Raw genomic sequence first — 13,770 nt, forward strand, 5'->3', positions numbered from 1 at the left:
CCGCGCAACCGGCCTGAGGGCCGCGGCCCCTGTCGCCTAGGGTGAGACGCGTGAAGGTGCTCGTACTCGGATCCGGTGCTCGTGAGCACGCCCTCGTCCGCGCGCTCGCCGCGGACGCGACCGTGGAGGAGCTGCACGCGGCGCCCGGCAACGCAGGCATCGCGGCTGACTCCTCGGTGCACCCCCTCGACCTCGCCCACCCGGCAGCGGCCGTGGCGCTGGCGCAGGCCCTGGGCGTCGACCTGGTCGTCGTCGGGCCCGAGGGCCCGCTCGTGATCGGTGTGGCCGATGCGCTGCGCGCCGCCGGCATCGCGACCTTCGGCCCCGGCGCCGAGGCAGCCCGCCTCGAAGGCAGCAAGGCCTTCGCCAAGGAGGTCATGGCCGCCGCGAGCGTGCCCACCGCCATGGCGCACGTGTGCGAGACGAGCGACGAGGTCGAGGCGGCCTTCGACGCGTTCGGTGCGCCGTACGTCGTGAAGGACGACGGCCTTGCCGCGGGCAAGGGAGTGGTCGTCACCGACGACCGCGTGGCAGCGCTCGAGCACGCGCTCGCGTGCCTCGCCAAGGGCGACGGCCGCGTGGTGGTCGAGGAGTTCCTCGACGGCCCCGAGGTGTCGCTCTTCTGCCTGTCGGACGGCGAGCACGTGGTGCCGCTGCAGCCGGCCCAGGACTTCAAGCGCGTGGCCGACGGCGACCTCGGCCCCAACACCGGCGGCATGGGCGCCTACTCGCCGCTGCCCTGGGCGCCGGACGGGCTCGTCGAGGACGTCGTGGCCCGCGTGGTGCAGCCGACCGTCGACGAGCTGCGACGCCGCGGCACGCCGTTCATCGGCGTGGTCTACGCCGGCCTCGCGCTCACCTCGCGCGGTCTGCGCGTCATCGAGTTCAACGCCCGCTTCGGCGACCCGGAGACCCAGGTCGTGCTCGCACGGCTGAGGACTCCGCTCGCGCACGTGCTGCAGGCCGCCGCCACCGGCGCCCTGCACGACCTCGAGGACCTGCGCTGGCGCGACGGCGCCGCGGTCACCGTGGTCGTCGCGGCCGAGAACTACCCCGGCACGCCGGTCAGCGGTGTGGCGATCCGCGGTCTCGACGAGGCGAACGCGGTCGACAACGCGTACGTGCTGCACGCCGGCACCGCGCACGACGCCGTCGGCGACGTCGTCTCCGCGGGCGGTCGCGTGCTCTCGGTCGTCGGCGTCGGCGCCGACCTCGCCGAGGCCCGTGAGCGCGCGTACGCCGCCGTCGACCTCATCGACCTCCCGGGCTCGCACCACCGCAGCGACATCGCGCTCGCCGCCGAGCTCGGCGAGATCCACCTGCCCTGAGCGGCCGCCGCACCGGCTGACGTCCACGAGATCGACAGGTGGCCGCCCGCGAACGGTCGATCCCGTGGGCCTCACCCACGATGGCCGATTCCGGCGTACGCCCGCGACCTGAGAGGATGAGGCGTACCGCCCGCCTCGACCTGAAGGCCGCCGCATGCCCAGCACGCCCGCGATCCCGAACGTCCTCGCCTCCCGCTACGCCTCGACGCCCATGGCGACGGTGTGGTCTCCCGAGCACAAGATCGTGCTCGAGCGCCAGCTCTGGATCGCGGTGCTCAAGGCGCAGCGCGACCTCGGCATCGAGGTGCCGGACGGCGTCGTCGAGGCGTACGAGGCGGTCGTCGACCAGGTCGACCTCGACCGCATCCGCGATCGCGAGCGGATCACGCGGCACGACGTCAAGGCGCGGATCGAGGAGTTCTCCGACCTCGCCGGCTTCGAGCACGTGCACAAGGGCATGACCTCGCGCGACCTCACCGAGAACGTCGAGCAGCTGCAGATCCTTCGGTCGCTCGAGATCGTGCGCGACAAGACGGTGGCCGTGCTGGCCCGCCTCGCCAACCACGCCATCGCGTACGAGGACCTCGCGATCGCCGGCCGCTCGCACAACGTGGCCGCGCAGATGACCACGCTCGGCAAGCGCTTCGCCTCCGCTGCCGACGAGATGCTCGTCGCGCACCGCCGCGTCGAGGAGCTCATCGGGCGCTATCCGCTGCGCGGCATCAAGGGCCCGGTCGGCACCGCGCAGGACATGCTCGACCTCCTCGACGGCGACACCGGCAAGCTCGACGAGCTCGAGGACCGCGTCGCTGCGCACCTCGGCTTCAACCACGTGTTCACCAGCGTCGGCCAGGTCTACCCGCGCTCGCTCGACTGGGACGTCGTCACGGCGCTCGTCCAGCTGGCGTCGGGCCCGTCGTCGTTCGCGACCACCGTGCGCCTCATGGCCGGCAACGAGCTCGTCACCGAGGGCTTCAAGCCGGGCCAGGTCGGCTCGTCGGCCATGCCGCACAAGATGAACTCGCGCTCGTGCGAGCGCATCAACGGCTTCGCGGTGATCCTGCGGGGCTACGCCTCGATGGTCGGCGAGCTCTCCGGCGCGCAGTGGAACGAGGGTGACGTCTTCTGCTCCGTCGTACGCCGCGTGGCGCTGCCGGATGCGTTCTTCGCCATCGACGGCCTGCTCGAGACGTTCCTGACCGTGCTCGACGAGTTCGGCGCGTTCCCCGCCGTCGCGGAGCGAGAGCTGCGCCGCTACCTGCCGTTCCTCGCCACGACCAAGGTGCTGATCGCCGCGGTCAAGAACGGCGTGGGCCGCGAGGTGGCGCACGAGGCGATCAAGGAGCACGCCGTCGCCGTCGCGCTGCAGATGCGCGAGAAGGGCACCGAGGGCAACGACCTGTTCGACCGCCTCGCCGCCGACCCGCGCCTCGGCCTCTCGCGCGAGGACCTCGAGGCGCTCGTGGCCGAGCCGATCGAGTTCACCGGCGCCGCCCGCACCCAGGTGTCCGCCGTCGCCGACGAGATCGAGCACCTCATGGCCGAGCGCCCCGACGCCGCCGTCTACGCCCCCGAGCCCATCCTCTAGCCCGACGAGACCGACCAGACAGCGCGGCCTCGGTCAGAGGCCGAGCTCGCGGGCGATGAGCATGCGCTGCACCTCGCTCGTGCCCTCGCCGATCTCGAGGATCTTCGAGTCGCGCCACATGCGGGCCACGGGGTACTCGTTCATGAATCCGTAGCCGCCGTGGATCTGGGTGGCCTCGCGGGCGTTGGTCACCGCGCTCTCGGACGAGTGCAGCTTCGCGATCGCCGCCTGCTTCTTGTACGGCGCACCCGCGCGCATGCGCGCCGCGGCGTCGTACCAGGCGAGGCGCGAGGTGTGCGCGCGCATCTCCATGTCGGCGAGCTTGAAGGCGATGGCCTGGTTGGTGCCGATCGGGCGGCCGAAGGCCTCGCGGGTCTGCGCGTACGTCACCGACTCGTCGACGCAGCCCTGGGCGAGGCCGGTGGCCAGCGCGGCGATCGCGATGCGGCCCTCGTCGAGGATCGAGAGGAACTGGGCGTAGCCGCGACCGCGCTCGCCGAGCAGGTTGGCCGCCGGCACGCGGCACTCGGCGAACGAGAGCTCGTGGGTGTCGGAGCACTGCCAGCCGACCTTGGAGTACTTCGGCGCGACGGTGAATCCAGGCGTGCCGCTCGGCACGATGATCGCCGAGATCTCCTTGCGGCCGTCGGCCTTCTCCCCGGTGACGGCCGTGACGGTGACGAAGCCGGTGATGTCGGTGCCCGAGTTGGTGATGAAAGCCTTGGTGCCGTTGATGACCCACTCATCGCCCTCGAGCCGCGCGGTGGTGCGCGTGCCGCCGGCGTCCGACCCGGCGCCCGGCTCGGTGAGCCCGAAGCCGCCGAGCATCTGACCGGTGACGAGCTGCGGCAGCCACTGCGCCTTCTGCTCGTCGGTGCCGAATCGGTGGATCGGCATCGCGCCGAGCGACACCGCGGCCTCGAGGGTGATCGCCACCGACGAGTCGACGCGCGCGAGCTCCTCGAGCGCGACGCACAGGGCGAGGTAGTCGCCGCCCATGCCGCCGACCTCCTCGGGGAACGGCAGGCCGAACAGCCCCATCTCGCCCATCTGCTTCACGATCGCGTAGGGGAACTCGCCGCGTTCGTAGAGGTCGCCGATGATCGGCGCGATGACGTCGTGCGCGAACTCCTCGACCGTCGCGCGCAGCGCCTCGAGCTCGTCGTCGAGCCGGGTGTCGACCATGGGTTCCTCCGTCGGGGTCCGCCTGATGTTAGTGAACGCTAACTGACGGCCTGGCGCAAGGGAAGGTGCGCGGGGGAGCGCACTGGGACGCCGCCGTACCCGCGGGTGCCTCGACGCCGCATGGCCACGCCTACCGGACTACCGTGAAACGAGGAGGCCGATCATGAGCGTTCCGAGCACCTACACCTCCGTGAACGACACCGGCTGCTGCGCCGTGCCCAACGTGGACGACTGGGACGGTCGCACGATCGACCTGCACCAGCAGTTCATCCGGATGCACACGCGGAGCCTGTTCCACATCCCGCTCACCATGGGCCGCGTCATGAAGGCGCTGGATGAGGCGGCGACCCGGGCGGGGGCCCAGATGCCGGGCGAGCATGCGATGGTGCTGAGCCGCGACCTCTCGCCGTGGCGGGCCGAGCAGCTGTTCGCGGTGTCGGCACCGGTCGAGGGTGCCGACAACGTCGTCCTCGACGGCACCTTTGCATCGCGCGCGTTCGAAGGGCCGTACAGCCAGGCCCCGACCTGGCGCGACGGCCTCGTGCAGTACGCGGCGTCGCTGGGGCGGGACGTGGCGGAGGTCTACTTCTTCTACACGACCTGCCCGAAGTGCGCCCGCCACTACGGAAGCAACTTCGTGATCGTGCTGGGACGGCTCGTCTGAACTGCGCCGCGCCGCGACTGACCTCGTACGGCGTGCCGCTCGTCAGTCGGTGGCGGTGCTGCGCGGGGCTCCGTACACGAGGGACTGGTAGTCGGGGTGCTTGCCGATCCAGCCGGAGATGAACGGGCAGAGCGGCAGCACCTGGCGCTCGCCGGCGTCGCGGACGTCGTCGAGCGCGGCGCGCGCGAGGGCTGAGCCGATGCCCTGGCCCTCGAACGCCGGCAGCACCTCGGTGTGGGTGAAGACCACGAGGGCGTCGGTGAGCTGGTACTCCGCGAAGCCCGCGAGCACGCCGTCGACGCGCGCCTCGTAGCGCGCGGATCCGTCGTTGCGCGTGACCTCGACCGTCATGACGTTCCTCCCCTGAGCGGGTGCGACGCCGGTGCAACCACGTCACCACCGCCCGTATGCCCGGCGTCAGGCGCGGGGGAGGGTGCCGGGGGTGAGCAGCGCGGCAGTGGCCATGCGGGTGAGGAGTTCGGCCATCTCGGCGCGGTCGATGCGGGCGCTGTGCGGTGTGGAGTTGATGAGGCCGAACGTCGCGTGCGCTGCCGACCGGGCGTGCTGCTCGTCGGTGCCGGGCACGGCGTCGCGGATCGCGCCGACCCAGATCTCGACGTACGCCCGCTGCAGCCGGCGCACCTCGCGCTGGTCGTCCTCGCCGAGGCTCGCGATGTCGCGGTTGTAGACGGTGATGAGCGCGGGCTGGCTGAGCGCGAACTCCACGTGCGCCTCGATGAGCGAGGGCAGCAGGTCGGACGGCGAGGCTGCGGCCCGGCGCCGCTGCGACCCCTCGGTGAGCAGCGAGCGGCTGATCCCGAGCAGCATCTCGCCGAGCACGGCGTCCTTGCTGGGGAAGTGGCGGTAGAGCGCGGGGCCGCTGATGCCGACGGCCGCGCCGATGTCGTTGATCGAGACGCCGTTGAAGCCGCGGTGGGCGAAGAGCTCGGCTGCCGTGGCGAGGATCTGCTCGCGGCGCGTGCCGGGCACGGCCGCATCCGGGGCCACGGGCGTCGTCGTCACGTCGGCCAGGATAGACAGGCGCTGTTAACGTCTGATCACCGCACACTCCACCGATGCCCAGACCGATGCCGAGGTCGCTCCTATGCGTGAGCCGCAGGTCGTCCCTCTCGACGGTCTGCCCGCGCGCGTCACTGTCTACGAGGTGGGCCCGCGCGACGGGCTGCAGAACGAGAAGGCGATCGTGCCCGTCGAGGTGAAGGCGGAGTTCGTGCGCCGCCTGGTCGCCTCCGGTCTCACCGCGGTCGAGACCACGAGCTTCGTGCACCCGACCTGGGTGCCGCAGCTGGCCGACGCCGAGGCCCTGCTCGCTGCGCTGCCGGCGTACGACGGGGTGCGCATGCCGGTGCTCGTGCCGAACGAGCGCGGTCTCGTACGTGCCCTCGACGCCGGCGTGCGCGAGATCGCGGTGTTCGGCAGCGCGACCGAGACGTTCGCGCGGCGCAACCTCAACCGCACGGTGGCCGAGCAGTACGAGATGTTCGCGCCCGTGGTGGCGGCGTACCGCGAGCGCGACCTGCCGGTGCGCGCGTACGTGTCGATGTGCTTCGGCGACCCGTGGGAGGGCGACGTCCCGGTGCCGCAGGTGGTCGAGGTCTGCGCGCGGATGATGGCGCTCGGCGCCACCGAGCTGAGCCTCGGCGACACCATCGGCGTCGCGAACCCGGGGCACACCCGCGCGCTGCTGACGGCGCTCGCCGAGGCCGGAGTCGACCTCGGCGCGGTGTCGGTGCACTTCCACGACACGTACGGCCAGGCGCTCGCGAACACGCTTGAGGCGCTGCGCTGCGGCGTCACCTCGGTCGACTCCTCGGCCGGCGGCCTGGGCGGCTGCCCGTACGCCGAGAGCGCGACCGGCAACCTCGCCACCGAGGACCTCGTGTGGATGCTGCACGGCCTCGGGATCGAGACCGGCGTCGACCTGCCGGCGCTGGTGGCGACCAGCGTCTGGATGGCGGAGCAGCTCGGCCGCCCGAGCCCCAGCCGCACCGTCGCCGCCCTCGCCCCGCGCGGCTGAGCCACCTCCACGACGTACGGCGGGAGCGGCATCGGGCGGGCGATAGGCTCCGCGACGTGAGCAGCGCCGTCGCACCGACCCCTGAGTACGAGCTCCCCGAGGGCTACACGCACATCTACTCGGGCAAGGTCCGCGACCTCTACAAGACGCCGGACGACCGGCTGCTGTTCGTGGCGTCCGACCGCATCTCGGCGTACGACTGGGTGCTGCCCACGCCGATCCCGGACAAGGGCCGCATCCTCACGGCGATGTCGATCTGGTGGTTCGACCGCCTCAGCGACCTCGTGCCCAACCACGTGATCACCACCAACGTGCCCGACTCCGTGGCCCGCCGCGCGATGGTGTGCCACCGCCTCGACATGTTCCCGGTCGAGTGCGTGGCGCGCGGCTACCTCACCGGCAGCGGCCTCACGGAGTACCAGGCGCAGAAGTCGGTGTGCGGCGTCAACCTGCCGCCGGGGCTGAAGGACGGCTCGAAGCTGCCCAAAACGATCTTCACGCCGGCCACCAAGGCCGAGCTCGGCGAGCACGACGAGAACGTCACCTTCGACGAGGTCGTGGCGGCCATCGGCCAGGACGAGGCGCAGCAGCTGCGCCGTCTCACCACGCTCGTCTACGACCGCGCGGCGTCCATCGCCGCCGAGCGCGGCCTGATCCTCGCCGACACCAAGCTCGAGTTCGGCTCGCGCCCCGACGGCACCATCGTGCTCGCCGACGAGGTGCTCACCCCCGACTCGAGCCGCTACTGGCCCGCCGACGAGTGGGAGCCGGGGCACGCGCAGCCGTCGTTCGACAAGCAGTACGTGCGCGACTGGCTCACGTCGCCCGCCTCGGGCTGGGACCGCCACTCCGGCGAGGCGCCCCCGGCGCTCCCGGACGACGTCGTCGAGAAGACGCGCGCCAAGTACGTCGAGGCCTACGAGCGCCTCACCGGCAAGCGCTTCGCCTGACCCCTCCCGCCGAGACCGATCAACCCGTTGCTTCCGGTCCTGGTAAGCGACGGGATGATCAGTGTGAGCGCTCGGGGTTTCGATAGGGCGGTGGCCGACTTTCGGTGCGGCTGCTGGGTTCTTTCGATTCGTCGAGGGTGCGCTTTCGATCGGACGAGAGCTGGGCCGACGTACTCCGCAGCCGCGGATCACGGCCTAGGGTGGACCCATGACGTGGGTTGTGACAGGCGGCGCTGGGTACATCGGATCGCACGTGGTGCGGGCTTTCGCGGACGAGGGCATCGACACGATCGTGCTCGACGACATGAACAGCGGGCGCGCGTCGTTCGTGCCGTCCGGTGTGGAGATCGTCAACGGCTCGATCACCGACCCCGTGCTGATGGCGGGTGTCCTCGGCCGTGAGGGCATCGAGGGCGTGGTGCACGTGGCCGCGCTGAAGTACGCCGGTGTCAGCGTGCGCGAGCCGCTCGACTCCTTCCGCGTCAACGTCGAGGGCACGCGCGTGCTGCTGCAGGCCTGCCTCGACTCCGGTGTGCGCAACGTCGTGTTCTCGAGCAGCGCCGCGGTGTTCGGCACGCCCGACACCGACCTCGTCACCGAGGAGACCCCGAAGAACCCCGAGTCGCCGTACGGCGAGAGCAAGCTCATCGGCGAGTGGATGCTGCGCGACGTCGCGCGCGCCGCCGAGCTCAACGGCGAGCCGCCGTTCCGCCACACCAGCCTGCGCTACTTCAACGTCGTCGGGTCCGGCGTCCCCACGGTGTACGACGCCAGCCCGCACAACCTGTTCCCGATCCTGCTGGCTGCCGTCACCGAGGGCCGCACGCCGACCGTCTTCGGCGAGGACTACAACACCCCGGACGGCTCCTGCGTCCGCGACTACATCCACGTGAGCGACGTCGCCTCGGCCCACGTGGCCGCCGCCCGGGCGCTCGCCGCCGGTTCGCCCGTGTCGCCGGCGTACAACCTCGGGCGCGGCGAGGGCGTCAGCGTCAAGGAGATCATCGGCGCGGTGGCCGACGTGATCGGCCGCCCGGTGCCGTACGACGTCGGCGCGCGCCGCCCCGGCGACCCCGACCGCATCGTGACCTCGGGCGCCAAGGCCGAGGCCGAGCTCGGCTGGCAGGCCACCCGCGACCTGCGCGAGATGGTCGCGAGCGCCTGGGAGGCCTGGAACCTGGCCGCCGCCGAGGGCACCGCCCGCCTCGGCTAGTTGTACTGCCCGGGCAGGTTGGTGCAGGGCGACGCACGTGTGATGTGTGCTTGATCGGAGAAGGACCGCCTGGCGTAGCTACTGCGCGCGACAGGCGGAGGGTGCGCGGCCGGACATCGCGATCCTCGACGTCCGGCCCCCCGACCTCACGGCTTGAGAGGTCGTGCAGCGCACGGTGACCTCGTGCCCGGGAACGCGGATCGTCCTGCTTACGGCGCATGCGGACGGTGCCGCTGCCCATCTCGCTCCCACAGTGCGTGCAGCGTTCGCGGGTCGCCCTACTGATGCGCCGGAGTTCATGGGTAGCACCCACGGCCCAGAGCCGACGACGACGTTGACACTGCGCCCGCGAGAGGTTCTTCGCCCTGTCGCCGCTGGCGAGACCAATCGCGAGATCGCGGCTGCCCGGGGGCTCACCACGATCACGATGAAGTCCTTCTGGCAGGAGGTGCTGCAGAAGCTCGGTGCCAGTGAGTGAGCAGAAGCCCTCCGCGCCACCCAGCAGCATGGCCTCCCTCCGCAGTGGAGCTGCGAGCCGCGGCCTTCGGCGCCCCCCGCACAGGGTAGGTGCGCGGCCTTCCCGGCCCGGATGGCTCCGCTCACCCGCGACCCTTCGCCGACCCGCGGGTCTGACGGATGTGACGGGATCTTGACCGCCGCGGGCTGCTCACCTATGGTTCTTCATAACAGAAGTAGTTCTGCTAGAGAGAACTATGGCGAGAGCGTCGCGGAGAGGCATACAGATGAGGTTCTCGGTCTTCCTGACCTGGCACGAGCTCGATCCAGCCTCGAATGGCGAGACGAACTACGCGGATCACCTGGCGCAGGCGAAGCTGGCGGACAGCCTCGGCTACGACGGCATCTCCATGCCCGAGCATCCGCTCGTCCACATCGTCAAGTCCCCGAACGCACTCATCAACGCAGTCGGGATCGGGCAGCACGTCCGGTGCGACGTCGCGGTCCACGTCCTGGTCCTGCCGCTCCACCATCCCCTCCAGCTGGCTGGGGACGTCGCCGCTGCCGACCATGCGCTGGACGGAAGGCTCGTGCTCGGCGTGGGTCGAGGTGCCTACAGGTACGAGTTCGACCGGTTCGGCGTCGACTTCAACTCCTCTCGCGGTCGCTTCCTCGAGTCGCTGAACATCCTGGAGAAGATCTGGGAGCACCCCGACGGCGCTGTCTCGTACGACGGTGAGTTCTGGTCCTTCGACGACACCTACGTGTGGCCGCGCCCCATCTCGGAGCCACGTCCACCGATCTGGATCGCCGGTCAGACCGCTGCCACGATCGAGTGGGCCGTCGACAATGGCTACAACGTTCTGAACGCCCTGATGCGTCGGCAGGACGCGATCGCGGAGGACGTGGCGGGTACCTTCCACAACCGGCGCGAGATGAACGGGCTGTCCAGGGACGAGGTCCAGCTCGGCATCTCCAGGCCCACCTTCATCACCAAGGACCCGGACCGCATCCGGAGGCGGATCGAGGAGGCGGGAACGCTCCACCAGATCCACACCCACATGCACAACTTCACCGAGAATGCCGATCCGCGCTCCTACGTGGCGCCTAAGCCCGTGCCCGACATGCCGACCGCCGAGGACATTCGCACGGGCATGCTCCTGGGTTCTGGCGAGCAGATCCTCGAGCGCATCGAGCGCTATCACGAGCTGGGGATCGATGAGATCCACCTGGGTATGGGCTTCGGAGCGCCTCAGGCGGAGATCCTTGATTCCATCCAGGAATTCGCCGAGGACGTGATGGCTCCCTACCGGCGCAACCACGGGATTCCGGGCCCGGCGCCGCTGAGCGCTGTTGCTCGCGAGTCAGGTCGGGCCATGTCCACAGCCTTGGCACGCGAGATCATCTCGCTGCGCGCGGCCGAGCGGGGCACGGAGGCTGTGGCGACTGTCCGTGAGCCGGAGGCGTCCTTCGTCACCTCGAAGGCCTGGTTCAAGCTCCGCCTGCACAGCCGTGGTTCCGGACCCGCTCTCATGATTGTCCCGGATACCGGCCAGCAGGCGCGCGACGTCGAGGAGCTGGCGTCGCTTCTCGCTCAGGACCACAGGGTCTACGTCCTGGAGAGGCGTGGCCGAGGAGACAGCGAGGACGAAGCCACGACGTACGGACTCACGCGCGAGGCTGAGACGGATCTCGTCCAGACTCTCAACGCCTTGACCGAACCTGTGACGGTCATCGGGTTGGGCTACGGCGGCGCCTTGGCACTGCGCGCGTCGACGCTCACGCAGACGCCGATGAAGGGTCTCATCTTGTGGGACGGCGGATTCGAGCTGGACTCCGAGGCGAAGGCGCGGGTCGTGGCCGGCACCGAGCGTGTCGAGGCTGCCGTCGCAACGGGGGATACGCGGCTGGCCTATGAGGGCTACGTGATCCACCGCTCGCCGACGGCCCTGAGCATGGGTTCGCCTGACGCCCGTACGTCACGCACCATCGGCAGGGAACTGAGGGAGCTCGCCCTCTACTCCCCGCTCGACACGCAGGTCGCCAGGCTCAGGATGCCCATCGTGAGCATCGAGCGCGACGCCTCGCTCGCGGATGAGCATCGACGGGTTCTTCCCGACGCTCGCTTCGAGGTCATGACGAGCGATCACGCGGACCTCACTGCCTGCATCTCTGAACTGGCCCACGTGGTGAAGGCTCCCGACCTGGTCGGAGGGAACCGGTGATGCCCCAGACCGCACAGGTGGCCGACCTGGACGCGACGCGCCTCCGCGAGGTGTCCGCGGATGCGTACCGAGAAGTCATGGCCACCGTGCCCACGGCTATCTCGGTTCTAGCCGCTCGAACCCCTGAGGGGCGGCCAGTGGGCCTGCTGATTCAGGCAGTGGTGAGCTTGTCGGCCGACCCGCCACGGATCCTCGTCAGTGTCTCGGAGTCCTCCAGGACGCTGCCTCATCTGCTCCGCTGCGGCTTCTTCAGCGTCAACGTCCTGTCCCATGACGGGCTCGAGCTGTCCTCGCGCTTCGCCTCGAGGGCCGAGGACAAGTTCGCTGGTGTCGGCTGGGGGTCCAGCGGGCCGGGGCATGATGTGCCGATCCTCACCGATGGCGTGTCAGCCAGCATCGTGTGCGCCATCGAGGAGGTCCTGCCGCGTCATGATCATTCGATCATCATCGGGCAGGTCCTGGAGGCGCAGGGGTCGGAGAGAGAACCGCTCCTGTACCACGCCCGCGGGTTCCGTCAGTTGGCATCGCGCAGTAGCGGCTGATCGGGCTCCGGCCGAGGCCCCGTGTTCACCCTGAGGGCGCCGCTGAGGCCCTTGCTGATTCCAGGGCCGTGCCGGCGGCAAACAGCGCACCTTCATGGAAGTAGTCGGCGACGAGCTGGATGCCCATGGGCAGGCCGCTCTCGTCGGATCCGAAGGGCACGGTCAATGCGGGGTGCCCAGTCAGGTTCCACGGTGAGCACAGGCGAACGTACCGATCGCGTATGCGACGGTCTGATGCCTTCTCAGTCATGAGCTCGAGCGTCGGGATCGCCGTGCTGGCCACAGTCGGCATGATGACGAAGTCGACGTTGGCCACAAGGGCGGAGAGCTCGGAGATGATCCTTCGACGTGACCTCTGCGCTCGCAGGTAGTCCACAGCAGAGATAGAGGCACCCTCGGCGAGGTAGTCGCGCACGGCCTTTCCGGCCTGGTCGACGAGGGCCTGCTTGTCCTGGTGGGCGGCCGCGGCCTCGCTTGCGACGATGATGAACCGAGTTGCGTCCACGCCCTCGAGAGCCACTTCGGGCAGGTCCACGAGTCGAGCTCCCCGATCCGCCAGGGCCTCGCCCGCCTGCCTCACCGCCTCGGCTATGGCAGGACTCACCCGTTCCGCGAACTGCCCCACGAGTATGGAGAAGCGCAGACCCTCGATCCCACGTGGGCTCGCGTAGCTCCTCGCGGCGATCACTTCGAACACGCGTCGGACGTCGTCCACAGTCCGCCCGATGGGGCCCACGGTGTCCATGCTCCAGGCCAGTGCGTGCACACCCTCCGTAGGAACCAGTCCGTACGTTCCTTTCAGGCCGACCACGCCACACAGCGCCGACGGGATGCGAATGGAGCCCCCGGTGTCGGTTCCCAGTGCCACCGGGACGTCCCCCAGCGCCACCGTGGCGGCAGAACCGCCGCTCGATCCCCCTGCGATGCACCCGACGGCCCGTGGATTGGCAATCGTCCCGAAGTCGGGATTCTCGCCAGTCACCGCAAGGGCGAGCTGGTCGAGATTCGTGCGGCCCATGGTGATCGCTCCTGCCTGGCGCAGCCTGCGGACAACCAGGGCATCGCGGCGGGCGAGTGGTTGCCCGGCCCGAACCCCGGCCGTGGTGGGGTAGCCGGCCTCGTCAATGAGGTCCTTGATGGCGACCGGCACGCCGTGCAGCGGCCGCTCAGGATCTCCGTTCTCGGCAATGCGAACCTGCCGCTCGATGACAGCGTCGTCGATGCTGGTGTAGTGATTCGAGTCCCGGTGGTCGGCCATCCGCTGCCTGGAGGTTGCGACGACGTCTCCCACCGACATCCGCCCTTCCCGGATCCAGGCGGTGATGTCACTGATGGACATCAGGGCTTCCCGTCCAGGGGCAGAAGCTGATGGCGGGTTCCTCGGGCACCGCGGCCCCGCGCAGGTCGCGGATGGCTCCTTGCGCGCTGCTGGCGTCCGGCCAAGCCCCGGCCACGTCGCCCTGATCGTCGGCCGTAGACCCGCTCACCACACCCCAACAGTAGCAGAAGCCGTTCTGGTAGGCGGAAACTGCGTTAGGCTGAAGCACGGACCAGGCGACGTGAGGAATCCCCCGAGTGGCA

13 protein-coding genes are annotated in these 13,770 nt (G+C 70.0%); 9 read left to right on the forward strand and 4 right to left on the reverse strand.

Going from position 1 to position 13,770, the window contains the following annotated elements:
• The first annotated feature begins 50 nt into the window (after window positions 1-50).
• Both purD and purB read left to right on the forward strand, forming a co-directional pair.
• Window positions 51-1,328, forward strand: coding sequence for a phosphoribosylamine--glycine ligase (purD, locus tag ACFQGU_RS00385; RefSeq protein WP_386763364.1), 1,278 nt, complete (start codon window positions 51-53; stop codon window positions 1,326-1,328).
• 154 nt (window positions 1,329-1,482) lie between these two features.
• Entirely contained in the window at window positions 1,483-2,916 is a 1,434-nt protein-coding gene (gene purB / locus ACFQGU_RS00390; RefSeq protein WP_386763365.1) for an adenylosuccinate lyase, read from the forward strand.
• A gap of 33 nt (window positions 2,917-2,949) precedes the next feature.
• Here the strand turns inward: purB and ACFQGU_RS00395 are convergent, their stop codons facing one another.
• On the reverse strand, window positions 2,950-4,101 hold the full coding sequence (locus ACFQGU_RS00395; RefSeq protein ID WP_386763366.1) for an acyl-CoA dehydrogenase family protein: 1,152 nt from the start codon (window positions 4,099-4,101) through the stop codon (window positions 2,950-2,952).
• Window positions 4,102-4,264: 163 nt separating this feature from the next.
• On the opposite strand from ACFQGU_RS00395, the gene ACFQGU_RS00400 reads away from it, so the two are divergent.
• Entirely contained in the window at window positions 4,265-4,765 is a 501-nt protein-coding gene (locus ACFQGU_RS00400) for a hydrolase (RefSeq protein WP_386763367.1), read from the forward strand.
• A 42-nt stretch (window positions 4,766-4,807) separates the two neighbouring features.
• Here ACFQGU_RS00400 and ACFQGU_RS00405 read toward each other — a convergent pair whose 3' ends face one another.
• Both ACFQGU_RS00405 and ACFQGU_RS00410 read right to left on the reverse strand, forming a co-directional pair.
• Window positions 4,808-5,116: a GNAT family N-acetyltransferase gene (locus ACFQGU_RS00405; protein WP_386763368.1), complete on the reverse strand. Its 309-nt coding sequence runs from the start codon at window positions 5,114-5,116 to the stop codon at window positions 4,808-4,810.
• 66 nt (window positions 5,117-5,182) lie between these two features.
• A complete protein-coding gene (locus ACFQGU_RS00410) occupies window positions 5,183-5,788 on the reverse strand; it encodes an SACE_7040 family transcriptional regulator (RefSeq protein ID WP_386763369.1) in 606 nt (201 codons plus the stop codon).
• Between the two features lie 82 nt (window positions 5,789-5,870).
• Here ACFQGU_RS00410 and ACFQGU_RS00415 point away from each other — a divergent pair, with 82 nt between their 5' ends.
• The 6 genes from ACFQGU_RS00415 to ACFQGU_RS00440 all read left to right on the forward strand — a co-directional run bounded on the left by ACFQGU_RS00415 (window position 5,871) and on the right by ACFQGU_RS00440 (window position 12,189).
• A complete protein-coding gene (locus tag ACFQGU_RS00415; RefSeq protein ID WP_386763370.1) occupies window positions 5,871-6,803 on the forward strand; it encodes a hydroxymethylglutaryl-CoA lyase in 933 nt (310 codons plus the stop codon).
• Window positions 6,804-6,859: 56 nt separating this feature from the next.
• The gene (locus tag ACFQGU_RS00420) at window positions 6,860-7,753 is read left to right on the forward strand and encodes a phosphoribosylaminoimidazolesuccinocarboxamide synthase (protein WP_386763371.1); all 894 of its coding nucleotides are present in this window, start codon (window positions 6,860-6,862) and stop codon (window positions 7,751-7,753) included.
• Between the two features lie 208 nt (window positions 7,754-7,961).
• Window positions 7,962-8,966 (forward strand): UDP-glucose 4-epimerase GalE, encoded by a 1,005-nt coding sequence (gene galE / locus ACFQGU_RS00425; RefSeq protein ID WP_386763372.1) that lies wholly within the window; start codon window positions 7,962-7,964, stop codon window positions 8,964-8,966.
• Between the two features lie 298 nt (window positions 8,967-9,264).
• A complete protein-coding gene (locus ACFQGU_RS00430) occupies window positions 9,265-9,444 on the forward strand; it encodes a LuxR C-terminal-related transcriptional regulator (RefSeq protein WP_386763373.1) in 180 nt (59 codons plus the stop codon).
• Between the two features lie 265 nt (window positions 9,445-9,709).
• Complete coding sequence (locus tag ACFQGU_RS00435; RefSeq protein ID WP_386763374.1) at window positions 9,710-11,647, forward strand: LLM class flavin-dependent oxidoreductase; 1,938 nt, start codon at window positions 9,710-9,712, stop codon at window positions 11,645-11,647.
• A gap of 17 nt (window positions 11,648-11,664) precedes the next feature.
• Window positions 11,665-12,189, forward strand: a complete 525-nt coding sequence (locus tag ACFQGU_RS00440; protein ID WP_386763375.1) for a flavin reductase family protein — start codon at window positions 11,665-11,667, stop codon at window positions 12,187-12,189.
• A gap of 25 nt (window positions 12,190-12,214) precedes the next feature.
• Here the strand turns inward: ACFQGU_RS00440 and ACFQGU_RS00445 are convergent, their stop codons facing one another.
• The gene (locus ACFQGU_RS00445) at window positions 12,215-13,528 is read right to left on the reverse strand and encodes an amidase (RefSeq protein ID WP_386763376.1); all 1,314 of its coding nucleotides are present in this window, start codon (window positions 13,526-13,528) and stop codon (window positions 12,215-12,217) included.
• Window positions 13,529-13,770: the final 242 nt, after the last annotated feature.

Origin of the sequence: Longivirga aurantiaca (assembly GCF_042660085.1) — a bacterium.
GTDB classification, from domain to species: Bacteria; Actinomycetota; Actinomycetes; order S36-B12; family CAIYMF01; genus Longivirga; species Longivirga aurantiaca.

Excerpts from the sequence above, each read along its gene's own strand:
- purB (WP_386763365.1), top strand. The coding sequence starts at position 1,483 with ATGCCCAGCACGCCCGCGATCCCGAACGTCCTCGCCTCCCGCTACGCC.
- ACFQGU_RS00395 (WP_386763366.1), bottom strand. The coding sequence starts at position 4,101 with ATGGTCGACACCCGGCTCGACGACGAGCTCGAGGCGCTGCGCGCGACG.
- ACFQGU_RS00400 (WP_386763367.1), top strand. The coding sequence starts at position 4,265 with ATGAGCGTTCCGAGCACCTACACCTCCGTGAACGACACCGGCTGCTGC.
- ACFQGU_RS00405 (WP_386763368.1), bottom strand. The coding sequence starts at position 5,116 with ATGACGGTCGAGGTCACGCGCAACGACGGATCCGCGCGCTACGAGGCG.
- ACFQGU_RS00415 (WP_386763370.1), top strand. The coding sequence starts at position 5,871 with ATGCGTGAGCCGCAGGTCGTCCCTCTCGACGGTCTGCCCGCGCGCGTC.
- galE (WP_386763372.1), top strand. The coding sequence starts at position 7,962 with ATGACGTGGGTTGTGACAGGCGGCGCTGGGTACATCGGATCGCACGTG.
- ACFQGU_RS00430 (WP_386763373.1), top strand. The coding sequence starts at position 9,265 with ATGGGTAGCACCCACGGCCCAGAGCCGACGACGACGTTGACACTGCGC.
- ACFQGU_RS00435 (WP_386763374.1), top strand. The coding sequence starts at position 9,710 with ATGAGGTTCTCGGTCTTCCTGACCTGGCACGAGCTCGATCCAGCCTCG.
- ACFQGU_RS00445 (WP_386763376.1), bottom strand. The coding sequence starts at position 13,528 with ATGTCCATCAGTGACATCACCGCCTGGATCCGGGAAGGGCGGATGTCG.